The organism is Microbulbifer sp. MCCC 1A16149 (assembly GCF_050368945.1).
In the GTDB taxonomy this organism is placed as follows: Bacteria; Pseudomonadota; Gammaproteobacteria; order Pseudomonadales; family Cellvibrionaceae; genus Microbulbifer.
Window position 1 is genome coordinate 2,985,872 of record NZ_CP185959.1, and the last position, 26,787, is coordinate 3,012,658.

The 26,787-nt window shown below is 58.2% G+C and carries 19 protein-coding genes; 8 read left to right on the plus strand and 11 right to left on the minus strand.

Features of this window, described 5'->3' with window-relative positions; translation table 11 throughout:
• Positions 1–123 precede the first annotated feature (123 nt).
• Together ACONT6_RS12575 and ACONT6_RS12580 are read right to left on the minus strand one after the other, a co-directional pair.
• Positions 124–1,323 (minus strand): pyridoxal phosphate-dependent aminotransferase, encoded by a 1,200-nt coding sequence (locus ACONT6_RS12575; protein WP_078084063.1) that lies wholly within the window; start codon positions 1,321–1,323, stop codon positions 124–126.
• Positions 1,320–2,774 (minus strand): amidase, encoded by a 1,455-nt coding sequence (locus tag ACONT6_RS12580; RefSeq protein WP_428818838.1) that lies wholly within the window; start codon positions 2,772–2,774, stop codon positions 1,320–1,322. Before ACONT6_RS12580 ends, ACONT6_RS12575 begins: the two co-directional genes overlap by 4 nt.
• A gap of 257 nt (positions 2,775–3,031) precedes the next feature.
• Here ACONT6_RS12580 and ACONT6_RS12585 point away from each other — a divergent pair, with 257 nt between their 5' ends.
• Complete coding sequence (locus ACONT6_RS12585) at positions 3,032–3,358, plus strand: hypothetical protein (protein WP_428818839.1); 327 nt, start codon at positions 3,032–3,034, stop codon at positions 3,356–3,358.
• Here the strand turns inward: ACONT6_RS12585 and ACONT6_RS12590 are convergent.
• The 3 genes from ACONT6_RS12590 to arfB all read right to left on the minus strand — a co-directional run bounded on the left by ACONT6_RS12590 (position 3,355) and on the right by arfB (position 5,228).
• The gene (locus tag ACONT6_RS12590) at positions 3,355–3,657 is read right to left on the minus strand and encodes a hypothetical protein (RefSeq protein WP_428818840.1); all 303 of its coding nucleotides are present in this window, start codon (positions 3,655–3,657) and stop codon (positions 3,355–3,357) included. The two genes, ACONT6_RS12585 and ACONT6_RS12590, sit on opposite strands and share 4 nt — an antisense overlap.
• Before the next feature lie 63 nt (positions 3,658–3,720).
• Positions 3,721–4,776, minus strand: a complete 1,056-nt coding sequence (locus tag ACONT6_RS12595; protein ID WP_428818841.1) for an Ldh family oxidoreductase — start codon at positions 4,774–4,776, stop codon at positions 3,721–3,723.
• 35 nt (positions 4,777–4,811) lie between these two features.
• Positions 4,812–5,228, minus strand: coding sequence for an alternative ribosome rescue aminoacyl-tRNA hydrolase ArfB (arfB, locus tag ACONT6_RS12600; RefSeq protein ID WP_428818842.1), 417 nt, complete (start codon positions 5,226–5,228; stop codon positions 4,812–4,814).
• Between the two features lie 145 nt (positions 5,229–5,373).
• Here arfB and ACONT6_RS12605 point away from each other — a divergent pair, with 145 nt between their 5' ends.
• The 4 genes from ACONT6_RS12605 (at position 5,374) to ACONT6_RS12620 (ending at position 12,720) form a co-directional block, all read left to right on the plus strand.
• Entirely contained in the window at positions 5,374–7,359 is a 1,986-nt protein-coding gene (locus tag ACONT6_RS12605) for a BCCT family transporter (protein ID WP_428818843.1), read from the plus strand.
• 58 nt (positions 7,360–7,417) lie between these two features.
• Positions 7,418–9,406, plus strand: coding sequence for a BCCT family transporter (locus ACONT6_RS12610; RefSeq protein ID WP_428818844.1), 1,989 nt, complete (start codon positions 7,418–7,420; stop codon positions 9,404–9,406).
• Between the two features lie 291 nt (positions 9,407–9,697).
• Positions 9,698–12,070, plus strand: a complete 2,373-nt coding sequence (locus tag ACONT6_RS12615) for an autotransporter outer membrane beta-barrel domain-containing protein (protein WP_428818845.1) — start codon at positions 9,698–9,700, stop codon at positions 12,068–12,070.
• Between the two features lie 128 nt (positions 12,071–12,198).
• The gene (locus ACONT6_RS12620; RefSeq protein WP_428818846.1) at positions 12,199–12,720 is read left to right on the plus strand and encodes a GNAT family N-acetyltransferase; all 522 of its coding nucleotides are present in this window, start codon (positions 12,199–12,201) and stop codon (positions 12,718–12,720) included.
• 133 nt (positions 12,721–12,853) lie between these two features.
• On the opposite strand, the gene ACONT6_RS12625 is transcribed toward ACONT6_RS12620, so the two are convergent.
• The 3 genes from ACONT6_RS12625 to ACONT6_RS12635 all read right to left on the minus strand — a co-directional run bounded on the left by ACONT6_RS12625 (position 12,854) and on the right by ACONT6_RS12635 (position 16,292).
• A complete protein-coding gene (locus ACONT6_RS12625; protein WP_428818847.1) occupies positions 12,854–14,554 on the minus strand; it encodes a sodium:solute symporter family protein in 1,701 nt (566 codons plus the stop codon).
• Positions 14,555–14,556: 2 nt separating this feature from the next.
• On the minus strand, positions 14,557–14,892 hold the full coding sequence (locus ACONT6_RS12630; protein WP_428818848.1) for a DUF4212 domain-containing protein: 336 nt from the start codon (positions 14,890–14,892) through the stop codon (positions 14,557–14,559).
• Positions 14,893–14,969: 77 nt separating this feature from the next.
• Complete coding sequence (locus tag ACONT6_RS12635; RefSeq protein ID WP_428818849.1) at positions 14,970–16,292, minus strand: DcaP family trimeric outer membrane transporter; 1,323 nt, start codon at positions 16,290–16,292, stop codon at positions 14,970–14,972.
• Between the two features lie 265 nt (positions 16,293–16,557).
• On the opposite strand from ACONT6_RS12635, the gene acs reads away from it, so the two are divergent.
• Complete coding sequence (gene acs / locus ACONT6_RS12640; RefSeq protein ID WP_428818850.1) at positions 16,558–18,516, plus strand: acetate--CoA ligase; 1,959 nt, start codon at positions 16,558–16,560, stop codon at positions 18,514–18,516.
• 254 nt (positions 18,517–18,770) lie between these two features.
• On the plus strand, positions 18,771–19,493 hold the full coding sequence (locus ACONT6_RS12645; RefSeq protein WP_428818851.1) for a response regulator transcription factor: 723 nt from the start codon (positions 18,771–18,773) through the stop codon (positions 19,491–19,493).
• On the opposite strand, the gene ACONT6_RS12650 is transcribed toward ACONT6_RS12645, so the two are convergent.
• Positions 19,486–23,031 (minus strand): NahK/ErcS family hybrid sensor histidine kinase/response regulator, encoded by a 3,546-nt coding sequence (locus ACONT6_RS12650; RefSeq protein WP_428818852.1) that lies wholly within the window; start codon positions 23,029–23,031, stop codon positions 19,486–19,488. The genes ACONT6_RS12645 and ACONT6_RS12650 overlap by 8 nt on opposite strands.
• A 190-nt stretch (positions 23,032–23,221) precedes the next feature.
• Positions 23,222–24,649, minus strand: coding sequence for a catalase (locus ACONT6_RS12655; protein WP_428818853.1), 1,428 nt, complete (start codon positions 24,647–24,649; stop codon positions 23,222–23,224).
• A gap of 248 nt (positions 24,650–24,897) precedes the next feature.
• Between ACONT6_RS12655 and ACONT6_RS12660 the strand changes: the two genes are divergently transcribed.
• A complete protein-coding gene (locus tag ACONT6_RS12660; RefSeq protein ID WP_181252434.1) occupies positions 24,898–25,188 on the plus strand; it encodes a DUF1540 domain-containing protein in 291 nt (96 codons plus the stop codon).
• A gap of 123 nt (positions 25,189–25,311) precedes the next feature.
• On the opposite strand, the gene ACONT6_RS12665 is transcribed toward ACONT6_RS12660, so the two are convergent.
• Complete coding sequence (locus ACONT6_RS12665) at positions 25,312–26,562, minus strand: sugar MFS transporter (RefSeq protein WP_428818854.1); 1,251 nt, start codon at positions 26,560–26,562, stop codon at positions 25,312–25,314.
• Between the last annotated feature and the right edge of the window lie 225 nt (positions 26,563–26,787).

A 26,787-nucleotide genomic window follows, 5' to 3' on the forward strand; every position in this document is an offset into this window, starting at 1 on the left:
GTGCACGAAATGAATTAGACGCCAAAAAATAACAAAAACCCCTGTGATCAATCCTGATCCAGGGGGATAGGTATATTGGGAAATATAAAAAGAAGAGACTTTTATCCGCAAAACAGGGAACTGTCAGCCAAAGTCCTGCTTTGCCATCCAGGGAATGATGCGTTCAAAGGCACGCTCGATATTTTCGATGGACGTGGCATAGCTGAACCGCAAGGCATTGCGACTGCTTTCACCAAAGGTATCACCGGCGATGGTGCAGACACCCGTTTCGCGCAAAAGGCGCAGGGCCACATTGTTGCCATTTACCCCTTCGGGAAGGGAGGGAAACATATAAAAAGCGCCCTCTGGCACATAGCCTTCCAGGAAAGGGGTCTCATCCACCAGCTCTACCAAGCGGTTGCGACGCTTCTTGTAGGTATTCACCACGTCGGTCACAAAGCTGCGATCCCCCTTGAGCGCGGCCACCCCACCCCACTGGCAAGGCGTGTTTGCCACCGTGGTAGTGAACATGTGGTAACGGCGCAATTTGCGAATGGCACCCTGGCTGGCAATGAGCCAGCCGACCCGCATCCCAGCCATACTGAACGTCTTGGAAAAGCTACTCATGACCATCACATGGTCCAGATCCGAGCAGCACGACAGCACACTGGCGTAGTCCCGATCATCGTAGATCAGATGGTCATAAACCTCATCGCTGATCACATAAATTCCGCGATATGCCGCTTCCTGTACGATGGTCTCCACCGTTTCCCGCGGATAAACCGTGCCGGTGGGGTTGCTGGGAGAGTTGAGGATAATCGCGTGGGTGTTGGTATCGATCGCATCGATCACTTCCTGCGGATCCAGCTGGTGATTGTTTTCCGCCCGGGTCGGAATATGTTTCACCTCGCCCCCATTCATACGAATCAGCGGTGCATACAGCATGAACGATGGATCAGGCACGATAAATTCACGGCCCGGTGCAGATACCGCGGTGAGCGCCAGATAAATGGCCTCGGTAGCACCGGTGGTGATCAGGATATTTTCAGGACTGATCGCACGCCCGGAGCGCTCTCCGTAATATTCCGCCAGTGCCTCCAGTAATTCCGGCAATCCCGCATCCATGGTGTAACCGGTCTGTCCCGCATTCAACGCATCTACCGTGGCCTGTACCACATGGGGAGGGGTTGGCGCATCGGGCTGGCCAATAGACAGGTGAATAACATCGTCCATGGACGCGGCCATATTGACCATTTTGCGAATACCCGGCACAGGAATGGTAAGCAGCGCCGGGTTCCAGACCGGATCTTCCGATTCGTAAAAATCAAAATCCAGCCGGCTCATATACCCACTCCTGCGGTGGCAGTTTCTTCCGAGCTCTCAAAAAAAAGTCCCGGCCGCTTGTCGGTAAGCGGCGCCGCCAGCTGATAAGCCTGGGCCGCGCGTAACACCGCCCGATCATTGAAGCGCGCACCGACAAGCTGCAGCCCAATGGGTAGCCCGGCACCGTCGAAACCACAGGGTACGGAGACGGCCGGTTGCCCGGTCATATTGAAAGGATAGGTAAATGGCGTCCACGACGGCCAGCGCGTGCTGGGCCAATCTTCCGGAACTTCGCGGCCCGCGGTAAACGCCGTGATCGGCAGTGTCGGGGTCAACAGTAAATCGTATTTTTGATGGAAAGCCGCCATACGCTCGCACAGCGCCGCGCGCTCGTTGACCGCCTCCAGATAATCCAGCATGGAAAGCTGCGCGGCCTTCTCGGAAACCGCCACCAGCTGCGGATCCATAACCATACGTTGCTTCTTGCCGATATCGCGTAATGCATTGGCAGCGCCGCCGTAAAACAGGTGGCCAAATGCCGCCAGCGGGTCGTCAAATCCCGGAGCAACCTCCGTCACCTCAGCACCGAGAGACTGCATCAGCTGTGCCGCCTTGCGCACGGTTTCTTCAACTTCGCGATCCACCTGCACGTAGCCGAGCGTCGCACTGAAGGCAATCTTTACGCCCTTAAGCAACTGCTCTGGCTCTCCCTGGATTTCTGCGAGGTAGTCGATATTGCGCCGCGGAATGGCGTTGGTATCGCGGCAGTCCGCTTCGCTGAGTACATTCATCAGCAATGCGCAGTCGGCCACGGTCCAGGTCATGGGACCGGCGTGCGCCAGGGTACCGAATGGACTCGCGGGCCAGTGCGGCACTTCGCCAAAACTGGGTTTGAGCCCCACAAGGCCACTAAACCCAGCGGGAATACGGATTGAGCCGCCGGCATCAGTACCGAGCGCGAGCGGCCCCATCCCGAGAGGCACCGCAGCGGCGCTGCCGCCGCTGGAACCACCGGCGGTCTTGGAGGGATCCCAGGGATTGCAGGTAACGCCATCGACGGGGTTGTCGGTAACCCCCTTCCAGCCAAACTCCGGGGTAGTGGTCTTGCCCAGGGGCACCGCGCCGTTTCGATTGAGTGCCGCAACACTCGGCGCTTCCTTGCCGAGCGTGGATTTTGGATCAATGGTTTTTGAGCCCTTGATGGTGGGCCACTGGGGAGTGAGGAACACATCCTTGATCGCCACCGGCACACCGTCCAGTAGCCCTTTGGGATTACCCTGCTGGTAGCGCTGCTCGGACTCGCGGGCAAATTCCAGCGTGGTCTCTTCGTCCACCAGATTGTATGCGTTCACGACCGGGTTACATCGCGCTATCTGCGCCAGCATGGCCTGAGTGGCCTCTACCGGGGAAAACTGCTTATCTTGGTAACCTTTGAGCAATTCCAGTGCAGACATACGAATGAGATCGTTCATCGGCGATTTTCTCCCGTTTGCGCAATCACCTGCGGTGTTTTTATGACATGTCCCCCTAATGTAGACCTAATCGGCGCCGTTTCGGCAAAATACACGTCGAACAACCCGCCCCGATGATGTCTACGCCGGCACCTCTATCGATCCAGCCAGGTAAAAGGAATCCAGCCCGACATCAAAACTGTGGCGGCAATATGCTCCGTGCTTTGCGTATCCCAGACCTCCGCGGAACTGGCCATCGGTAACGCTGGATAGTTGGAGTGAGGCGCGTACAGCTTGCCCTGCCATACCATGTCACTATCCATATGGATCAGAGGCCGAGCCTCACTGCCCCCCAACTGCACAAGCGGCCAACCATCTGCCTTACGATGTTTGGTGATACGGAAGTTATTCACCACATAAAAGTGATCTGTATCGACGGCGACTCACCGCTGGGGCCGAAAAATAAAACCAGGGTTACCAGCGCTGACTTTGCTGTTTTCGATAGGAATTTTTTCAATCCTGCGATATTCATGCCAAATTTCTTTACAGCAAAAGCAAAAAAAGCCCTCCAACTGGAGGGCTTTAACATTCGCTTAAATAATTAGACTACATAAGTAGTACCGAGATAAAAGGTAGATACCTCAGTTTCGTACTCGGTATTCATCCGCTCATCGCCGCTCTGAAACGCTGTGGTGGACTCGTCGTTCGGATTATTGATATCCAGATATACGGAGAGATTTTCTTTTGCAGCATAGGAGGCACGGAAGTCCCAGTGACCAAACTCACCCCGCTCAATACCATCCGATGAATTTTCCAGGCCATTCAGGGCAGTGTACAACCCGGAAAACTGATACTGCAGATTGAATTCGCAACCGAAGATTTCCGCAGTATCAGCATTTTTCACCGTGCGAACGGTCAACTCATTAACGCCGGATCACAAATAATCGTTTTTTGCTCGGTACGCTTCTCAAGCGCCGGAAACTTCAGGCATTGGAATATTGTAGGTTTGGGACAATGCTTCCAGGTCCTGCACAATCGTGGGATACAGCATTACGCCTTCGGCCATTTGCTCACGCCGCAGATCCCAGGCCCGCTTGCCGGGTACGCGTATAGCGCCGCCGTCATCCGCTGCACAGGACTCCCACAGGTGGGTCAGTGCCGCCGTCTGGCGAAGGAAATTCTGCTCACTGCCAAACGCCTTCGGATCGATAATCTGCAGGAACACAGAGTTGGCTTCATCGTCTTCCGCCACATTGTCCGCGCGGCCATAGCCACTGAGTGCCATCGAAAGCACTTCCAGCATTGCTGACAGCGCCGCCCCCTTGTAGCCGTGATCAGCGCCCCCCACCGGCAGGATACTGCCACCGCCGGCGAAGGCTTTCGGGTCATCGGAAAGGTTGCCCTGGGAATCTTTCAGGTAGGCCTGAGGCAACTTTTTCCCTTCCCGCTCCGCCCTGGCAACATAGCCACCGGCAGTGACCGACATACTGATATCAAACAACAGTGGATAGTCAGCGGCAGGCGCGCAGAAGGCAATGGGATTGGCAGAGAACAGCGGTGTTCTGCTACCCTGCGGCGAAACGGTGTGTTCCGCCGGTGTAGAACAAGTAAGGATCGCCACACAATTTTTTTCGACGATTTTCGGCAGGTAAGCCGCAAGACAGGCGATGTGCTGGCTGCGGCGGATAGTCGCGGTCACCACACCGTGCTCCTGAACGCGCGCCAGTGCCAGGTCAATAGCCTGATTGACGACCCAGGGGCCCGGCAGGAAGTCGGCGTCCCAATTGAAGCAATTACCGCGGTCGGAAAGCGCGTGGGGCTCACCCTCAAGACGCGATTCGCCGCTTTGCAACCACTTCAAGTTGCTGGCCACACGATTGAGGCCATGGGTAGTAAACCCCATCAGGTCGGCTTGCAGAAAGGTTTCCGCCATCACATCCGCACGTTCGCGGGCGAGGCCAGAGGACACAAAGAGGTCGCTGGCAAACTGTTTCAGCGCTTGCGCCGAGTATCGGGTGGACATGGAAACTCCTCTACTTTGATTTTCGGTTGTCGGGCTCAGTGGTCGGAAACCTTGCCCCGCATGGATTTGATCTGCCCGCGGCGGGTCTTATGCTTCAGCCGGCGTTCCTTGGAGCCGCGGGTCGGTTTTGTAGGCACGCGCTTTTTCGGGGTTTTAAGCACACTGGAGATCAACGCCTGCAGCCGTGCCAGCGCATCTTCCCGATTTTTTTCCTGGGTGCGAAAGCGCTGGGCCTTGATCACCACAACACCGTCAGCGGTGATACGCTGGTCCCGCAAAGCTAGCACACGCTGCTTTATTTCTTGCGGCAGACTGGAAGCCGCGACATCAAAACGCAGGTGGATCGCGCTGGATACTTTATTGACGTTCTGGCCACCGGCACCCTGCGCACGCACGGCACTGAGTTCAATCTCAGACTCGGGCAACTGGATCTGGTTAGAAATAATCAACATGAAAAGCTCTCTGGATATTCGTACAAAGCCTAACCCGATCCATCGGCTATGCTCAAATTGTCCGGCGTGAATTTCGCCCAGACGCACCCTGCCTGAACACTGTGCAAATAGACTGAACGATTAGCAACTCCGGGAAACTCTGCGGATGGAAAAATCCAAAAATTTAGACCAGGCCCACTTCAACCCACCGGTATTTTACGCCGCGACTGCCGCCCTGTTGCTGATGGTCGCCTACGCCGTGCTGGCGCCGGACCACGCAACCAGCACCTTCAAGGCGCTGCAATCCTGGGTTGTAGTGCATATGAGCTGGTATTACGTCTTGGTAGTGGCGATCATCCTGATCGGCACGATCATGATCGCCTTTTCCAAATTCGGCGAGATCAAGATGGGACCGGAGCATGCGGAGCCCGATTACGATTACCTGTCGTGGTTCGCAATGCTGTTTTCTGCGGGCATGGGTATCGGTCTGCTGTTTTTTGGCGTCGCAGAGCCGGTCATGCACTATCTGCAACCGCCAGTGGGGGAAACCGGTACCGTCGAGGCAGCCCGTGAAGCCATGGTACTCACTTTTTTCCACTGGGGTTTTCACGCCTGGGCGATTTACGCCATCGTAGCCCTGATTCTTGCCTATTTCAGTTACCGCCACAAACTGCCATTGACCCTGCGCTCGGCGCTCTATCCGATGATCGGCGAGCGTATCTATGGCCCTATCGGTCACACCGTCGACGTATTTGCGATCGTCGGTACCGTCTGCGGTGTCGCAACCACTCTGGGATATGGTGTGTTGCAGATCAACTCCGGTCTGAATCACCTGTTCGGTCTACCGGTGGGGCCGACTGTTCAGGTCGTACTGATTATTGTCACCACCATTCTGGCCACCATCTCGGTAGTACTCGGCCTGGATGCGGGGATAAAACGACTCTCGCAGATCAACATGGCACTCGCAGCGATCCTGCTGTTCATGGTGCTGCTGTTCGGTAGCACCGTTTATCTGCTGCAGGCGTTCGTACAGAATTTTGGCAGTTACATGTCAGAAATCGTGAACAAGACCTTCAACCTGTTTGCCTACAAGCCCACCGACTGGCTGGGTGGCTGGACCATCCTGTACTGGGGCTGGTGGATGTCATGGTCACCGTTCGTGGGACTGTTTATCGCGCGGATTTCTCGCGGGCGCACCATCCGCGAATTTGTGGTCGGCGCCATGATGGTACCGGCACTGGTCACCATGCTGTGGATGACCTTCTTCGGCAACTCTGCTATCCATATGATCCTGGACGAGGGCCTCACGCAGCTGGGGGAGATAGTGGCCCAGGATCAGTCGGTGGCCCTGTTCCAGTTCCTCGAACAGTTTCCATTCTCCGCCCTATTCTCTTTTGTCGCGGTGATTATGGTGGTGGTGTTCTTTGTCACCTCTGCAGATTCCGGCGCGCTGGTGGTCAATATGCTGTCTTCCCACGGGCGCGATGACACCCCCCTGTGGCAAAGGATTTTCTGGTGTTTCCTGATCGGTGTGGTCGCCATCGCCCTGCTGCTGGCGGGCGGTCTCGGCTCCCTGCAAACCGCAGTGATCACCAGTGCACTGCCGTTCTCTGCGATTCTGCTCGTTGCCATGTACGGGCTGATAGCCGCTTTGCGCACGGAAACGGTCAAGCGGATTACCCAGTCAGCCATCGTCGCCCCGATCAGCGCGCGTAACCCGGTGGTGTGGCAGCGGCGCCTGAAAAATGCCCTGCAACTGCCCTCACTTGAGGAGGTGCGCGAGTACATTAGCAATACCGGCAAACCCGCACTGGAAGAGTTTGCCGCGGAGATGCGCAAAAACGGCTATGAGGCCAAGGTGACGGAGCACGAAAACCAGTTCGTGCAGATTGAAGTATTCCAGGGCGATGAGGTCAGCTTTGTCTACGGTCTCCACCCGAAGGCCACCATCAAACCCGATGCCAGCAATCCGGAGCAGGAACTGGACGATACCTTCGATGACGGTTCACCCGATAAATACTTCCGCGCCGATGTGCACCTCTTCGAAGGTGGCCAGGATTACGATGTCATGGGCTGGACTGCAGAGCAGTTGCTGACCGACATGGTGTCGCAGTATGAACGGCACCTGCAGTTCCTGCACACCTTGCGCTAGGGTTGAGATGTTTACGGAGTAGCCACAAAACCCCAAATTCTCAGACCGGGCCAGCCCAATGAAACTGCGTACGACCGACGACGGCAAAGCGAGATTTGATCCGCCGGTGTTCTACACCTCTACCGGCGTATTACTACTGCTGGTGGCCTACGCGGTTCTGTTTCCGGAAGATGCCACCGCGCGTTTCCAGAGCATGCAGAACACCATCGTCACCTATATGGGCTGGTACTACGTACTGATTGTGGCCATCCTGCTGGTTACGGTGGTGCTGATCAGTATGTCGCGGCTGGGCGATATCAAGCTCGGACCTGAGCACGAAAAGCCCGAGTACGGATTCTGGTCCTGGCTGGCAATGCTGTTCTCTGCCGGCATCGGTATCGGCCTGCTGTTTTTCGGCGTCGCAGAACCGGTGATGCACTACCTGAATCCGCCGGACGCCGACCCGGGCACTGTGGAAGCCGCGCGCGAGGCAATGATCCTGAGTATCTTTCACTGGGGTTTCCACGTGTGGGCCATTTTTGCCGGCGTGGCGCTGATCCTCGGCTATTTCAGTTATCGGCATAATCTGCCACTGACCCTGCGCTCCGCGCTTTATCCCTTGATCGGTGAGCGTATACACGGTCCTATCGGCCATGCGGTGGATGTATTTGCGATCGTCAGTACCGTGTGCGGTGTTGCCACCACACTCGGGTTCGGCGTGCTGCAAATGAACGCCGGTTTGAATCACCTGTTCGGCATCCCAGTGGGGGAAATCACCCAGGTTATCCTGATTGTGGTCACCACTTCCCTCGCCACCATTTCAGTCGTGGTCGGGTTGGATGCGGGCATCAAGCGGCTGTCGCAACTGAATATGGGCCTGGCGGCACTGCTGTGCCTGACTATTCTGGTGCTGGGCAGTACCGTATTTCTGTTTCAGGCGTTTGTACAAAACGTGGGAAGCTATCTCTCGGTACTGGTCAATCGCACCTTCAACCTGTACGCATATGCTCCCACCGACTGGATCGGCGGCTGGACGATTTTCTACTGGGGCTGGTGTCTCAGCTGGTCGCCTTTCGTGGGGCTGTTTATCGCGCGGATTTCCCGCGGACGCACGATTCGGGAGTTTGCGGTGGGCACTCTGCTGATGCCCACGCTGATTACCATCGTCTGGCTGACCGTATTCGGCAACTCCGCGATCAGGTTCATCAGGGATGAAGGCCTGCAATCCCTCGCGGATATCATTCAGAAAGACCAGTCCCTGGCCCTGTTCCAGTTTCTCGAGCAATTCCCATTTTCCCAGGTACTTTCCGGGCTCGCCATCATATTGGTGGTGATCTTCTTTATCACATCGGCGGACTCCGGCGCGATGGTGATGAACATGCTGTCGTCACACGGTCGCGACGACACCCCGGTTTGGCAACGCATCTTCTGGTCGGCCATTATCGGCGTGGTGGCGATCGCCCTGCTGCTGGCGGGCGGTCTCGCATCACTGCAAACCGCCGCCATCGCCAGTGCCCTGCCCTTTTCCATTATTCTGCTGGTGGCCATTTACGGATTGATCAAGGCCCTGCGCATGGACTCCGCCAAACGCGATGCGCAGTCCGCCCCGGTCGCGCCGATCAGCGCGCGCAACCCGGTGTCCTGGGAGCGTCGTCTGCGCAACCTGGTCCAACTGCCCTCACTACAGGAAGTGCACGAATATATTCGCGAAACCGCAGAGCCCGCCATGGGCAAGTTTGCGGAGCAGATGCAGAAAAACGGTTTTGTGGCGAAAGTCAGCGGAGAGGAAAATGCGGTGGTCCACCTCACCGTCTACCAGGGTGAGGAGGTGGACTTCCTGTACAGCATCTACCCCAAGGCCCATCTGAAGCCCAATGCATCCAACCCGGATACGGTCCTCGACGATACCCGCGATGACGGCTCCCCCGACATCTACTTTCGTGCAGAAGTGCACCTCAGTGAGGGCGGACAGGATTACGATGTCATGGGTTGGACCAGCGATCAGCTGCTTACCGACATCCTCTCCCAGTACGAACGGCACCTGCAGTTCCTTCACTCCCTGCGCTAAGCCAAGTGGCGCAGCCACCGCACAATCTCCTTCTTCTCGGGAGGAGATTGACGCCATTCCCCCCGGTAAATGTTTCAAAAATACCCGCCTAAAAAAATGTGACCAGCTAGGCACAATTAGTTTCGACTTTCCGTTCACTCTCCAATTTGCGTCAGTTAATATCGGACGGATCCCGGTTATTCCGGGACTTTTAGCGACATAACAATAACGACGCGCGCACCAGATAAGCATCGATAACAAGTGGCTAACGGCCGCCAAAAGCACAGTGCGCAGCGATGAAAGGAGAAAAACATGCCCAACGCCAAGCGCAGCCTGGCGGCAGCCATTGCCCTCGCCTCCCTGACATGCGGTCTGAACAGCACCGCTGCAGCGGAAGACTCCCCTTTTTCTCAAGTGATCGCCTTCGGCGACAGCCTCACAGACGTGGGCAATGCCGGCGTTTTCACCAGCGGTGAAGACAAGCAGGCGGCCATCAGCCTGATGTCACAGAACCTGGGCCTCGGCCAGGTAACCCCTTCCTGCGCGGGCATGTACCTGTGCCTGCCAGATGTCGATCCCTCACTGCCTGAAGACCAGATGCTCGCCTCGGCACAGGCACAGGTGCGCGCGGCACTTCCCAACGTGGGCGGAGGCTGGGCGGTAGGTGGCCACCGCGCTGCGGACGTCCTGCTGAATATTCTCGGCACCCGCGGCTATATGAATTACCTGAACGAACAGGGGCTCACTCTGGACACCAGCGCGCACAACTTTGCCAGCGCCCTGTTACCAGACCCCACCCGCACCACCAGTACCGGGCTTTACGCCGATCTGAACCTGCTGGGCCTGTTACTGCAGGGGCCCGCCGCGGTGGCTGAACTCCGCGCCGCCGCCGAGCAGGCGGAAGCTGCCGGAGACCCCACCACCGCAGCACAGCTCAACGCGCAGGCCGACGGTCTGCAAGCACAGATTGATGCCGCTCCCGCAATGATCGTTGCCGACTCCGGAATCACCGGCAATCCGCATCCGCTGGGGCTCGGCTACCTGGAAGCCAGCAGCGGCCGCGCTGACGGCAAGGCGCTTTACTGGGTGAACGGCGGCGGCAATGATCTGCTCGCCGGATTTACCGCAACCCTGAGCGGCGGCATCACCGCACAAGAGTTTGCCGCCCAGACTGGTCTCGCCGCCAATATGCTCGCCGATGGCGCGCAGGCGCTGTCCGATGCCGGCGCCAACTACATCCTGGTCGCCAACGTGCCGGATATCAGTCAAACCCCGGGCATGTTCGCCGCCGTCAGTCAGGCCGTTGCCGCGAGCCCGGAAGCCGCGCAGCTCGCGAACGCCGTGGCCGCAGGCCTCATGACCCAGGAAGAGGCCGACGCTCAGCTGGCTGCCGCGATAGACACCACCCTCGCCCAGGCCAGCGGTGCGGTAACCCTGTTCAATAACACCCTGCTGTCCGATGCCGGAAGCATCGACGGCGTGCTGATGGTGGATATGCAAGGCATCCTCAAGGTCTCCCTCGACAATGCCGCGGCGCTGGGCTTTTCCAGCGAGTTTGACCAGAGCACCCTGTGCTACGAAGGCGGCAGCTGTATCGAGCACCCGGTATACGGAAAAAATGGCACCGCGCCCGATGCCGACCAGTTGATTTTCAACGATGCGGTACACCCCACCCAGGCCGCACAGCGGTTGCTGGGGGATTACTATACGGCGGTGGTCAGTGCCGCGCAGATTGCCGGCCAGCTCCCCGACATGGGCGTGCAGGCATCCCGCAGCCATGTAACCGCACTGGAGGAAGGGTTTGTCGGCACTCGCTACCGCACCGCGGAAACAGGAGTATTTGTTAGCGGTGTCTTCGGCAACAGCGATTACGACAATAGTTTTGCCCAGGCAGCGAGTGGCGATGCCACCGGTAGCCTGATCGGTGCCGGATATGCACTGCGCGATAACTGGCAGTTGGGTTTCGCGGTAAGCCGATCAGACCTGTCTGTCGACAATAGCCAGAGCAATGTGGATTCCACCTCCACCAACTACAGCCTCTATACCCGCTTCCACTACAACGAGTTCTTTGTCGACGCCAGTGCGACGGTGACCGACGTGGATTACGATCGTATTGGCCGACAGTTACAGCTCGGAGACCAGTTCAGCGATACCATGGAAGGCCAGACCAGCGGCGAAAACACCACCCTGGACCTGACGGGCGGTATCAATATCTCCGGTGGCGAATCCCGCTACGGGCCCTTTGCCGGCGTTACCAGGGTCACTGCGGACGTGGATGGCTACAGCGAAGAGGCACTGGACGGATTTACCTATACCGGTGCCGACGGCAGCCAGATGGACCCGTTCGGGATGAACTTTGGCAGTCAGGAGCGCCGCTACACCACCATGCGACTCGGTGCCTTTGCCGACAAAGCCTGGGGTAATGTGAGCGCCTACGCACAGCTGTGGTATGAAGATACTACCGGGACCGAAAACGACTCCCTGGAAGTGGGCGTCAAATCCATGACCGGTAACATGAACGCCATGCCGAGCTACGCCAGCAAGGACACGGGCCTGTTCGAAGACGGCGCCGGTGCGCTGGTGGGACTGCGCTGGCAGGCGGCGAATGCCATTGCGGTAAGCGCCAACCTCACCTCGCGACCGAGCTCCGAACACGGCTCGCTCAACGTGACCTATCGCTTCTGATTGCCACCGCAATCTGCTAGCGACACCCCCTACTTCGCGCCCACTTCTGTGGGCGTTTTTATTTCCAGCCTCCGAGACGCTGCTGACGTTGTACACTCGGCACTTCCATTTCAACCAGTAAGCAATTCATGTACCTGATCCAGACACCGCGCCTGAGACTGCGCGAACTGACCGATAGTGACTCTGATGCAGCGTTTACCCTTGCACTGGTAAACGACCCGAGCTTTCACCAGTTCATCGGCGACCGCGGTGTGCGCACGCTGGAAGATGCCCGCAGCTATATCGAGCAAGGGCCCCGGGCCATGTACCGCACCCACGGCTTCGGTATGTACCGGGTAGAACTGGAAGACGGTACGCCCGTAGGCCAGTGTGGATTGATCCGGCGCGATGAGCTGGACGACGTGGATATCGGTTTCGCTTTCCTGCCCGCCTATCGCGGCTGTGGTTACGCGTTCGAGGCCGCTTCGGCGGTGATGGACTGGGGGAAACAAACCCTCGCCCTGAAACGTATCGTCGCCATCGTATCGCCGGAAAATCGGCACTCCATTCGCCTGCTGGAAAAGCTTGGCCTGCGCCACGAGAGAGACATCACGCTACCCGGCGATGACAAAGCCATTTTACTGCTGGGCTGGCAAGCGCGAGAGGGTTGAGCCCGACAGAAACCGCTACTGTCTAAAAGCCATGCTGCTGTGCACAATAGCTACCGAGAAAGAAAGTTGCTGTGCATAAAAAAACCGCAACCGGTCACCCGGCTGCGGCTTTTTTATTTACACAGGATCTCCGTCAGTGTGCGCTGGCCTGGCCGGCGCCCTGCGGGAAGCGGATGCTCTCCACCATCTCCTGAACTTCACTGGGCGCTTCGCGGGTGACTTTCGCCACGGCGATGGCGACCGCGAAGTTGATGATCATCCCCAGGGTACCGATACCTTCCGGTGAAATACCAAACCACCAGTTATCTGCGGTATTGGCCGCCGGATTGATGAACTTGAAGTACACGATATAGGCCGCGGTAAACAGGATACCTGACAGCATCCCCGCAATCGCCCCTTCCTTGTTCATGCGCTTGGAGAAGATCCCCATGATGATCGCCGGGAAGAAGGACGATGCCGCGAGCCCGAAGGCAAAGGCGACCACCTGCGCCACAAAGCCCGGTGGATTGATCCCGAGATAACCCGCAATACAGATCGCCACCGCCGCTGCAGATCGCGCATACAACAGCTCCTGTTTCTCGGTAATGCGTGGCATCAGGTTGCGCTTCAACAGGTCGTGGGATATCGAGGTGGAAATCACCAGCAGCAAGCCCGCCGAAGTGGACAGTGCCGCAGCCACACCGCCGGCAGCCACCAGCGCAATTACCCACGCAGGCAGGTTGGCAATTTCCGGGTTGGCCAGCACCATGATGTCGCGGTCCACGGACATTTCATTGCGCTCGTCACCGGAGTAGAACATCTTGCCGTCGGCATTTTTGTCTTCCCAGGAAATCAGACCGGTTTCTTCCCAGTTGCTGATCCAGCTGGGGGCTTCCGCATGGGCGGTACCCTGGCCATCCGGGCCGTTGATGGTGTCGATCATGTTCACCCGCGCAAAGGTGGCGATGGCAGGTGCGGTGGTGTACAGCAGCGCAATAAACAGCAGCGCCCAGCCCGCAGATTTTCGCGCGTCGCGCACTTTCGGTACGGTGAAGAAGCGCACGATCACATGCGGCAGACCAGCGGTACCCACCATCAGTGCAGCGGTAATAAAGAACACATCGATGGTACTTTTTGTGCCCGAGGTATATTCCGCAAACCCGAGCTCAGTTGAAAGTCCATCGAGTTTATCCAGTAAATAGGTACCGTCAGACAGCATGCCACCAAAGCCGGTTTGCGGCAGCACGTGACCGGTCATCATGATGGAGATAAAAATCGCCGGTACCATGTAGGCAAAAATCAGCACGCAGTACTGAGCCACCTGGGTATAGGTGATGCCTTTCATACCACCGAGCACCGCGTAGAAAAATACCACGCCCATACCGATGACCACGCCGGTAACGATATCCACTTCGAGGAAGCGGGAGAAAACCACACCCACACCGCGCATCTGCCCTGCCACATAGGTAAAGCACACGAAGATCGCACAGATCACTGCAACGGTACGCGCCGCCTGGGAATAGTAGCGGTCACCGATAAAGTCCGGCACGGTGAACTTGCCAAACTTGCGCAGGTAAGGTGCGAGGCAAAGTGCCAGCAGCACATAACCGCCAGTCCAGCCCAGCAGATACACGGTACCGTCGTATCCCATAAAGGAAATCAGGCCGGCCATGGAAATAAACGAGGCTGCGGACATCCAGTCCGCCGCCGTGGCCATGCCATTGGCCACGGGGTGCACACCGCCACCGGCCACGTAGAAGTCGTTGGTGGAACCGGCGCGTGCCCAGATGGCGATGCCGATATACAGCAGGAACGTCGCACCGACGATCAGGAAAGTAAGTGTTTGCACATCCATGGTCAGTGACCTCCCTGCAGCTGTTGCGCTTCGCCGGCAACGTCGGTTTTACCCGCAGTCTCGGCCACATCATCGTCTTCGTACACGTCGTACTTGTGGTCCAGCTGATTCATTTTGTAGACGTAGACAAAAATCAGGGCCAGGAACACATAGATGGCGCCCTGCTGGGCAAACCAGAAGCCGAGCTTGAAACCGCCCATGCGAATCTGGTTCAACTCATCGACAAACAAGATCCCGCAGCCGAAAGACACCACAAACCAGATCACCAGCAGGGTGAACATCAACTTCAGGTTTTCTCGCCAGTAATCACTGGCGAGCTGTTTATTTTTGAAACTCATCGTTTTCTCTCCTCAATTATTCTGGAATTATCGGATTGACGTTGAATCTGTGTTGCACCGCTGGAGTACATCCCAGTTCAGAATACATATTTCACGGACAGTTGCATGCGCTGCATGTCCCCCTCGTCGTCAACCAGCAGCCCGCTGGTATTCTCAACCTCCTTTCTGGCAAAAATGTACTCGCCACCCAGGGTCATCTTGGGTACCGGTGAATACATCAAATTCAATTGCAGGCTCTGATAGGAAGACGGCGTAGTGTCGGAAACCAACCCCGGGTTATCCGCCTCAGTGGCGGAGAGCACCAGGTTGCTGCGCCACTGTTCGCTCCAGAAGTGACGCAGAGCGACAAAACCACCGTGCTGATCGATCAGCTCGATGTCCCCGTCGACGGGATCGATGATACCGGCGCGGTAACTGTTAAGCCCCAGGTAGCGGCCGAGGGCGTTCCCGTAACTGTACATAAAACGCAGGTCGTCGCGCCCCAGCTGCCATTTTCCGGAGAGGCTGATAGCGTAACCCTGTTCCGATTCAGAGACATCTGCACCCTCATAGGCCAGCTCGCGACTCATGGAGGCAACGGAATAATTGAGGTCGCCAATGCTGTTGTTGTAACGCAGGATCAGGTCCGGACGGCTGTTGTCGTCGTAGGGGTTTTCCGACCCGTTGTACAGGGTAGTTGCCGGGTTTTCTGCGGCGAATTGCAGGCTTCCGCTGCCGATGCCCTGGGTATAGCGAATCTGCGGCTGGCGTTCAAAAATGGTCCCTACCGGGCCGACAAAGTCCAATCCCTCAGGCAGTGCGCCCACATTGAAAAATGTCGACCACGACTGTCCTGCAAGTAGTGAACGGTCGCCATCGATTTTCCAGTCTACATAGGCGTGGCGCAGCCGCTGGGCGTAGGAGTTACTGATACGCTCATCGCCCTGGGCACCGGCCATGGCATCGATCTCGATATGGGTATTTACGCTGCCCGCGCCCATTTCGGTGGACGACTTGAAAAACAGCCGGGTGGATTTTGCATGGGCGTTGTAGTGCACATCACCACTCTCGCCCCTTTCCAAACCACCAACAGGGATGGTGGACGGCACCAGGAAGTCTTCACCAATGGCCGCGGTGGCACCACTGCCATCGGAATAGTCACTGAAGATACTGTCCAGTTTGACGTAGCCGCCTATCTGAATATTGGTGTTGCCGAATGTGGGGGACTTGGCCGGTTCCGGGTTTTCAATTTCAACCGGGCGCGCGGCGAGCGCGTCCACCTGTGCCTGCAGTTCGGCGATCCGCTGCTGTAATTGCGCTGCGCTCATTGCTTCGGTTTCCGCTGCCAGGGTGGGCAGGGCATTCACCATCGCTGCCAGAGCCACCGCACCGGCCAGTTTGCGGTTTTTTATTATTTTCACCGTCATCACTATTGTCCTTGCCGTTGTTTGCCATTTGGGGATAACACAGGTCCTAGCAAACAACGTCATGGATAATCAGGGTATTAACCATTGGTCTAAATTCGGGGTCCATTTAGACCAATGTCTATGCCCGGGAATATTACCCGGCGCGCACAGCCACTGCCTTTCGACTTTTGTCTAATACGTGCTGTTGTAAGCGCGGTGACAAAATACCCCCAACAATCGAAACACCAATAAATACAGCATCGATGAAGAGGGCCGGTCCGTGACCAGTACAAGTGAAACCTACCCCGTACCCAATGCCTACGCCGCCAATACCCTGTTGGACGAAACGCGCTATTTCGAGCTTTATAATCGCTCCATTGAAGACAACGACGGTTTTTGGCGCGAGCAGGCACAGCGCATCGACTGGATCGAGCCTTTCAGTCAGGTAAAGGATGTGTCTTTCGCCAAAGACGACCTGCATATCCGCTGGTTTGCCGATGGCAAACTGAACGTGGCCGCCAACTGTCTCGACCGCCACCTGGCGGAACACGGCGATACTACTGCCATCCTGTGGGTGGGCGATGAACCGGGCACGTCCCGCGAAATCAGTTATCGCGAACTGCACCGGGATGTATGCCGCTTTGCCAACGGCCTGAAAAGTCTCGGGGTCCAGAAAGGCGATGTGGTGACCATCTATATGCCGATGATCCCCGAGGCCGCCGTAGCGATGCTCGCCTGCGCGCGCATCGGCGCCGTGCACTCGGTGGTATTCGCCGGTTTTTCTCCGGAGGCCCTGGCCGGGCGTATGGACGACGGTCAATCTCGCACCCTGATTACCGCCAACGCCGGCCGTCGCGGCGGCCGCTCGGTACCGCTGAAACAGAATGTGGACCGGGCAGTGGCCCTGTGTGAAGAAACCACAGTGGAAAATGTGGTGGTAGTCAATTACACCGACGATGCGTCCGACTGGAACCCGGCAATTGATCGCGATTACGCCGAACTGGTGGCGGCACAGAGTGACGACTGCCCTGTAGAAGTGATGGATGCGGAAGATCCGCTGTTTATCCTCTACACCTCCGGCTCTACCGGTAAACCCAAGGGCGTCCTGCACACCAATGGTGGCTACATCACCTACGCCTCGATCACCCACGAGTACGTATTCGATTATCGCCGCGGCGAACGCTACTGGTGTGCCGCAGACATCGGCTGGATCACCGGCCACAGCTATATCATTTACGGCCCACTGGCCAACGGCGCCACCACCGTGATGTACGAGGGCGTGCCCCACTACCCCGACGTCACCCGGGTATCGCAGATCATCGACGACCACCAGATCAATATTCTGTATATCGCCCCCACTGCGATCCGCGCATTGATGGCCGAGGGCGACAAGCCGGTAGCAGGTGCCGACCTGAAAAGCCTGCGTCTGCTGGGCACCGTGGGCGAGCCGATCAACCCGGAGGCGTGGAAGTGGTATCACCGCACCTTTGGGCGCGGCCAGTGCCCGATTGTGGATACCTGGTGGCAGACGGAAACCGGGGCCGCCATGCTCACGCCGCTGCCCGGTGCCACGGCACTGAAACCCGGCTCCGCCACCCGCCCCTTCTTCGGCGTACAACCGGCGCTGGTGGACAATGAGGGCAATATTCTCGAAGGCGCCACCGAGGGCAACCTGGTGTTACTGGGCAGCTGGCCGGGACAGATGCGCACCGTGTTCGGCGATCACCAGCGCTTTGCAGACACCTACTTCAGCACCTTCGCCAACATGTACTTCACCGGTGACGGCGCGCGTCGCGACGAAGACGGCTATTACTGGATCACCGGGCGGGTTGACGATGTACTCAACGTATCCGGTCACCGTATGGGCACCGCGGAGCTGGAAAGCGCGCTGGTGGCCCACGAGGCCGTCGCCGAGGCCGCGGTGGTGGGCTATCCACACGATATCAAAGGCCAGGGAATCTACGTCTACGTCACCCTCAACAACGGTATCGAGCCCAGCGAAGCCATGCATACCACACTGCGCAACTGGCTGCGCAGCGAGATTGGCCCCATCGCCACACCGGATGTCATCCAGTGGGCGCCGGGCCTGCCGAAGACCCGCTCCGGCAAGATCATGCGCCGAATCCTGCGCAAGGTGGCCGCCGATGAGTGCGACCAGCTGGGAGACACTTCCACCCTGGCCGACCCGGGAGTGGTGGATGACCTGGTAGCCAATCGCGCGGCGGCGACGCCGGCCTGATAGCCAAGCGCGGGTTGGGAAATGTGCAAACGTTTCCGACCCGCAGTACCTTTCAGCAAGTCCAGCACGTCTTTTCCAACGCATCCAGCGCAGAACGACCCATAAAAATAATAATCCCGACTGGTGTAACAGGATGTACACCGGTATCAATAAAAATCTCGACAGGAAGCGCGGCGACTTTCCCAGTAAACTGTTCCTACTAGACTGGATCCAGGCAACCGGAAAGGTCCCACGTAAAGAAGGGATGTATAGCGATGAATTCTCACACCAGTAGCGGACAGGCTGCGCGGCAGTTCATCATTGCCGACGATCATCCGCTGTTCCGCGGCGCCCTGCGGCAGTCCATCCAGCAGCACTTTCCCGGCGCCACCATCTTCGAGGCCTGCGACATGCAGAGCCTGCAACAGTGTGTGGCAGAACACCCGGACTGCGACCTGCTACTGCTCGACCTGCACATGCCCGGAGCCCACGGTTTCAGCGGGCTGATTTTCCTCAATGGTCAGTATCCGCAGCTGCCGGTGATGGTGGTATCCGCCAATGAAAAGCCGGAAATCATGTGCCGCGCCATCGACTACGGCGCCTGTGGTTTCTTGCCAAAATCTGCGCCGGTAGAACAGATCGTCGATGCTCTGCAGCAGAGTCTCGAGGGCGAAATCTGGTTGCCACCGACGGTGGCGGAGCGCTATGAGGCCGGCCATAGCAGCGGCGATGATGCGGAAGTGGTAGATGTGATCGCCACCCTTACCCCACAGCAGTTCCGCGTGGCTACCATGCTTGCGGAAGGCTTACTGAACAAACAGATCGCCTACGAAATGCAGGTCACCGAGGCCACCGTCAAGGCGCACCTCACTGCCCTGTTTCGCAAGCTGAACGTCAATTCCCGCACCCAGGCAGTATTGGCCCTCGGCAGTCTGGATGTGGAGCCTCCAGGACAGTTTGCGCCGCCGCAGCGGCCCGAATCCAAACCGGTCAACTGACCTGCCCGCTGCGCACCAGTCGCCGGATCAGGTTGCGCAGCGCTGCCGGTTTCACCGGTTTGGCCAGGTAAAAATAGCCCCGCTCTGAGGCACTGTTGCGCACCGCTTCCGAGGTGTCCGCACTGATCAGTATGCCCGGCAGCGCCAACTGCCAGTGCGCACACAGGGCCTCCAGCGCATCGATCCCGGTCGCCTTGTGATCCAGGTGATAGTCGACAATCACCACTTCCGGCGGTGTGGAAAACTGCCAGCGCGCCAGCGCCTCATCCAGCGACACCGCGGTGACCACACGACACCCCCAGCCCGTCAGCAGGCTCTCCATGCCTCGCAGAATCTGCCGCTCGTTGTCGATACACAGCACCGCCGCCGATGCCAGGCTCGCGCTACCGCCGGCAGCGGGCTTCTGAATTCGCGCAGCCTGCACTTCGCCCACCGGCACACGGATACTGAACATGGAACCGCGCCCGGGGATAGATTCCAGGCCAAGGCGGTGCCCCAGCAGGTCCGCACTGCGACGCGCAATCGCCAGACCGAGCCCCAATCCTTTATCGGCACTGCGCTCACTGCTGCCGAGACGCACAAACTCATCAAAGATCTGCTCACGGGCGTCAGCGGCGATGCCCGGGCCGGTGTCCCATACCTGGATTTCCAGCACCTTGCAGGCTTCCCCTTCACTTGTGGTTTCAGTGCGCCGACGCACCCCTAGCAACACCCGTCCACGGGCGGTGTAGTGCAGCGCATTGCTGAGAAAGTTTTGCAAAATCCGCCGCAACAGATGGCGGTCTGAGTAGACCCAGGCATCGGTGGGTACATAGCGCAGGGAGAGTCCGCGCTCGCTGGCCAGCGCGGAGAATTCCGCATTGAGTCCGTCCAGCAGCTCACGCAAAGGAAAGCTGGCGTGCTTGGGGGTCAGGCTGCCCGCGTCCAGTCGACTGATTTCCCGCAGCGCGCCAATTAATTGTTCGGCGGAAGTGAGCGCACTGTCGATATAGTGAATGTCGTCCCCCATCTCCCGCCAGCTGCCGGCCGCGGCTTTTTGCTGCAGGGAGGCGATAAACAAGCGCGCGGCATTAATCGGTTGCAGCAGGTCGTGGCTGGTGTGGGCAAGAAACCGGGTCTTGGCCGCGTGCAGTTCGCGGATTTTCACTTCCGCCTCGGCGCGACGGCGGTTCTCCTGCTGAAGCGCCCGGTTGCTATCCGATAATTCCGCAGTACGCTGCTGTACCCGGTCTTCCAGGCTGCGCCGGTTTTCCTCCAGTGCGTCCACTGCCGCGCGGTACTCGCTGATATCGGTAAACGTGGTAACAAAGCCACCGCCGGGCATGGGTGTACCCCGCACCTCAACGATGGCGCCGGAAGGTAGCCGTCGCTCGAACCGGTGCGCGCTGCCGTGGCGCAACAGATCCAGGCGTCGCTGCACCTGCGCTTCCAGAACCTGCGGATCGTCACTGCGTCCGTACAGGCCGCGCTCGGCATTGTGCCGGTAGAGATTCGCCACCGGACAACCGATGTACAGCAGTCGCTCGGGATAATTGAACAGCTCCAGGTACTGGCGGTTCCAGGCCACCAGGCGCAGCTCGGCATCCACCACGCTGATCCCCTGGCTGATGGTTTCCACTGTGGTCTGCAGCAGTTCCTGGCTGAAGCGCAAGCGTTCCGAGGTGCTATCCACCAGCCGCGCAATATCCTCGAGCTTCAGCGGCCGGTTACTGTGCAGCAGTCCCATCACCTGGTGCGCCGCCGCGGAACCCACGATCCCCGCCAGGGTGCGCTCCGCCTCGCCAATCACAAAACGCGGCGCAGCGTCGTCGGGCAACAGACGCTGCTGGCTGCGCTGCTCGAATTCGTTCCAGATTTCCTCCAGCCGGTCGCGCCCCACAAATGGCTGCAACAGGCTGTGCAGCTGTCCCATACGGATACTGGTGGGCACCATATCCGGCACCGGCTCGTCACTGTGCTCCGGGATCACGAAAGCTATGGCCTGGCGAATATCCCCGGCGCTCTGGCGGCAGAAAAACGATACCCCGACCAGCAATACCACATTGAACAGCAGGCTCCAGAAAACCCCGTGGCTGAGGGAATCCAGGTTGGAAAGCCCGAACAGCTGCTGCGGTCGCAACCAGTCCAGCCCGAAAGCGCCCTGCTGCAACAAAAGTGCATTGGGGAAAGTCGCCGGTAACACCAGGCAGTACAACCACAGCCCGTACCCCGCAATCAGCCCCGCCCAGATGCCGCGTCTGTGGGCCCTGGGCCAGTAGAGCGCAGCAATTAAAGCCGGCGCCAGCTGCGCAGCCGCAGCAAACGACAACAGGCCAATGGACGCCAGTGCTTCCATACCGGTGATAGCCCGGTGCATCCCCCAGCTCAATAGCATCAGCAGCAGGATACTTACGCGGCGGATCAGCCGCAGGTGTCTGCCCAGGGAGACTGCGGTCAACCGCGTATACCGGCTCAGGTAGAGCCACACCGGTGCCACCAGTTCGTTGGAAACCATTACGGCGAGGGTGACCGCGGCAACGATCACCATGCCGGTGGCGGCGGAAAAGCCGCCGATATAGGCCAGCATGGTCAGTGCGTTCTCGCCACCCTGCAGCGGCAGGGTCAATACCAGGGTGTCGGGATCACTGAGCCCGGCCGCCACCAGCGGTTGCCCGACCAGAGCAATCGGCAGAATCAGGACAGAGAACAGTATGAGGTAAGCGGGTAACAGCCAGCGCGCGGTATGCAGGTCGTCCGGGTTGCGGTATTCCACCACCGCCATATGAAATTGCCGCGGCAAACAGATAATCGCCGCCATCGCCAGCAGGGTCTGGGTAACAAAATTGACGTCCGGAACCAGTCCCTGGAAATTCAGGGTCCACTCGCTACGGGGCAACTCCATACCGCTGCCGCCGGATACCAGTAGCCAAAGCGCGAACACCGCCACTGCGGCGAACGCCAGTAACTTCACCAGGGATTCCATCGCGATCGCCACCACTACCCCCAGGTTGCGCTCGCGGCCCTCCAGGTGTCGCGTGCCGAACAGGATCGCAAACAGCCCCATCAGCAGCGCGGTGGCCAGCGCGGTATCCAGGTTGACGAAGGTATCGCCCTCGCCGCTGCCGCCGATGGCCTGCCAGCCCATGGTCACCGCGCGCAACTGCAGGGCGATATACGGCAGGCTGCCGACAATGGCCAGCAGTGTCACCAGCGCCGACAGCCCGCGGCTCTTGCCATAGCGCGACCCGATAAAGTCGGCAATAGAAGTGACTTTCTGACGCTCCCCGACCTGCATCAGCTTGCGCAGGAAACCGCCGGCAAACACGAATAACAGGATGGGGCCCAGGTATATCGGCAGGTAACTCCAGGTGTCACTGACCGCCTGCCCCACGGCACCAAAGAATGTCCACGAGCTGCAATATACGGCCAGGGTGAGGCCATAAATGATCGGGCGAAAACGCTGGATCCACTGCTTGCGCTGGTCTGCCCGCCACGCCACCACAAACAGCAGCGCCACGTATAAAAGGGCAAAAAATAGCAACAGGGGCTTGCCGATCATGGTCTTCTCGCAGCAGCAGGACAGGACAATTCAATTCCCTGTATACCTGAAGGATAAGCCGAAGGGCAATTAGCGAATAGTCGAGCGACTGGTGGCGAATGGATGCAGAAATGAAAAGGAGCGGCGGGTTACCCCGCCGCTCTCGCTGAGAGTCAGAAATCAATCAGGCACTGCACAGTTGCCCCCGGGCTCAAGAATCCAGAGCCGCTTTCACCATCTCGGCGTACCGGGCATCCGCTTTGCCGAACTGCACCAGCATGCGTTGCTGGACCGACGCGCTGGCCTGACACAAACCGCCGGCAATGTTATCCACAAGCTGTTGCTTCTGATCGTCCCGCATCAGACGGAACAGGGCTCCGGCCTGGGAGTAATAATCCTGATTATCCTGGCTGTGAGGCTTCACCCACGCATCCCGCTCCAGGGGCATGGGTGGCTCGGCTACGGACGGCACCGGCACCGGTGCCCCCTGATTGATCCGGTCGTTGGGGAAAAAGTGCACCTCACTGCCCTGATTGACGGCAAAGGCACCGTCGCGCTGATAGTGGCTCACCGGACACTTGGGTGCATTTACCGGAAGACTGTTCACGTTTGCGCCCACGCGATAGCGGTGTGCATCCTGATAGGCAAACAGTCTCGCCTGCAACATCTTGTCCGGAGACGCGCCGATCCCGGGTACAAGATTGCTTGGTGCAAATGCGGCCTGCTCCGTCTCGGCAAAATAGTTTTCCACATTTCGGCTCAACTCCAGCATTCCGATATCCACCAGTGGCGCCTCATCATGCGGCCACACTTTGGTGAGATCGAACGGGTTTACCGACAGGTTTCTTGCCTGTTCCTCGGAGAGTATCTGCAGTTGGACTTTCCATTTGGGATAATCACCGGCATCGATGGATTCCACCAGATCCTGCTGGGCGCCAAAGGCGGGGTAATTTGCCGCATCCTCGCTGCGCACATTCTTGATACCCTGCTGTGTTTTCAGGTGCCACTTCACCCAGAAGCGCTCGCCCTCTTTGTTCCAGAAACTGAACGTGTGCGAACCGAACCCATGCATGTGCCGATAACTGAGGGGAATCCCGCGGTCGGACATGAGAATGGTCATCTGGTGCAGCGATTGCGGGTGATTCGCCCAGTATTCAAAGCTCGCCGCCGGATCCGGCACATTAGTTCGCGGGTTCTTCTTCTGCGAGTGGATAAAGTCCGGGAACTTGGATGGATCATTCAGGAAGAACACGGGTGTGTTATTGCCCACCAGGTCGAAGTTGCCCTCCCTGGTGTAGAACTTGATGGCGAAGCCGCGGGGATCCCGCGCATAATCGCTGGAATCCTGACCACCACCCACCGTAGAAAAGCGCACGAACACCTCGGTGTCCTTTCCCGCTTGCTGCAGGAAATCGGCAATGGTCCAGTCGCTGAGGTCTGTACTCAGGCGGAAGGTTCCATAGGCACCGGTTCCTCGCGCGTGTACCACACGTTCGGGAATGCGCTCGCGATTGAAGTGAGCCAGTTTTTCGAACATCCGGAAATTATCGAATGTCAGCGGACCCCGCTCACCAGCAGAAATGCTGTTGTTGTCGTCGGCAATCGGCGCACCGGCGGAAGTGGTCAGTGTGTTGCTCATGGCGGATACCTCTTTCCATTGACCCGCCAGTATCAGTAACAAAACTTCGCGACGAGTCAGAGCCTGCGCGATTCTTCTCCCCCGCGAAAAGTGACGATTGATCCAGGTCAAGAATGACGATTATTCCGTCAGCCCCTTCTCTTTGGTATATGACTATCCAGACGCCACTTATTTGACACACCAGCCCCCTCAACTAGGCTCAATTCGGGAGTTTGATCCTTCGATGATAATCAAAAGAGAATTGCGCCATGATCATTGCTACTGACATGCCAGAAGTGAGCCGCTGTGCCGCCACCGAGTGCGCCTACAATACCGATTCCGCCTGTCACGCCCGCGCGATCACCATTGGCGATGGCGAGGATCCGGATTGCGATACCTTTTTCAGCAACCACGAGCACACCAAGCGTGAGCGCGTTGCCGGGGTCGGGGCCTGCAAGGTCACCGGCTGTAATCACAATCAGGATTTCGAGTGCAGCGCCGACCAGATCGAGCTTGGCTACAGCGGAGACTCGGTCAACTGTCTGACCTACGCCCACTGAACCAGACCGCGTTCGCAAATAAAAAAAGGGAGGGAAGCCGAAGCTTCCCTCCCTTTTTGCATTTCTTCTAACTTCAGTTTCTAGCTTCAGCGTCTCACTTCAGCTTTTAACTGCACGCTGTGCTCAGTCGGCCACTTTTGATCCCTTGAGACCGTAGTAGGCGATGTACACATAACATACCACCGGCACCAGGAAAGAGATCTGCAGGCCAGCGGTGTCCGCGACAATGCCCTGAATCAACGGCACTATGGCGCCACCGACAATGGCCAGACACAGTACTCCGGATGCCTGTCCCGCCTGCTTACCCAGTCCCTGCAGTGCCAGGCTGAAGATGGTCGGGAACATGATCGAGTTGAACAGTCCCACCAGCAGGATGGCCCACATGGCCAGGGCTCCGGCGCCGAGAATCGCAGCAAGCACCAGCAAAATGGCTGCCGCGGCATTGAAAGCCAGTACCAGCCCCGGTGAAACCGTGCGCATGACCACGGCGCCGATAAAGCGTCCCACCATGGCACCGCCCCAGTAATAAGCGATGTAGTGTGCCGCCTTGGCCTCTTCCATCGCCGCCACACTGTCGAGGCCGAGGAAGTTCACCAGGAAGCTGCCGATGGACACCTCTGCACCCACATACACAAAGATACCGACCGCGCCCAGCACCAGGTGGCGATGGGACCAAACGGACTCCCCCTCAGCGGCCACCGCACTGTTTTCATGCATCTCGATCTGCGGCAGTTTCAAGCGGCTGAACACCACAGCCAGCGCCGCCAGCACACCGGCCAGCATCAGGTAGGGAACCTTGACCGCGTCCGCCTCTGCGTCGGCGCTCAGGGCATCCGCGCCCACCGTCGCTGCTGACAGGATCAGGACACCGCCAAAGAAAGGCGCAACGGTGGTGCCGAGGGAATTGAAGGCCTGGGTCATGGTCAGGCGACTGGAAGCCGTGGCCGGATCGCCGAGAGCGGTCACGTAGGGGTTTGCAGAAACCTGTAACAGGGTGATCCCGGAGGCGAGCACAAACAGGGCGGCCAGGAATACGGGGTAGGAATGGCTCTCAGCCGCCGGATAAAACAGCAGACATCCCAGTGCCGCTACCGACAGGCCACCCACTATCCCCTTCTGGTAGCCGATGCGTTTTACCAGTGCACCTGCCGGCAATGACACCGTGGCGTAGGCGCCAAAAAAGCAGAACTGGATCAACATGGCCTGGGTGTAGCTCAGGTTGAAAACCGCTTTCAGATGGGGAATCAGAATATCGTTGAGGCAGGTAAGAAAGCCCCACATGAAAAACAGAACAGTTAACGCGGTCAGCGCAAAGCGAAAATTGCCACCGGCAGCATTAACGGAAGAACCCGCATCGGTATTTATATTGGTCACTGGAGCCTGGATCCCGGCCATAGTTCACCTCTTATGATAGTTATTGTCCCTGCATCACCATTGTCTGAATGCCTGGTCAGCGGAGTACCCGGACGCAACATTCGGGGATTGCCCCAGTTACTGAGACGCACCAGACAGCACTAACCAATCCCCGCTTCACACGGCTCACCAGAATTGAGGTAGGTGATTGGGCAGCGGGAGTTTGCAGTGCAGCCGCAGACAGTA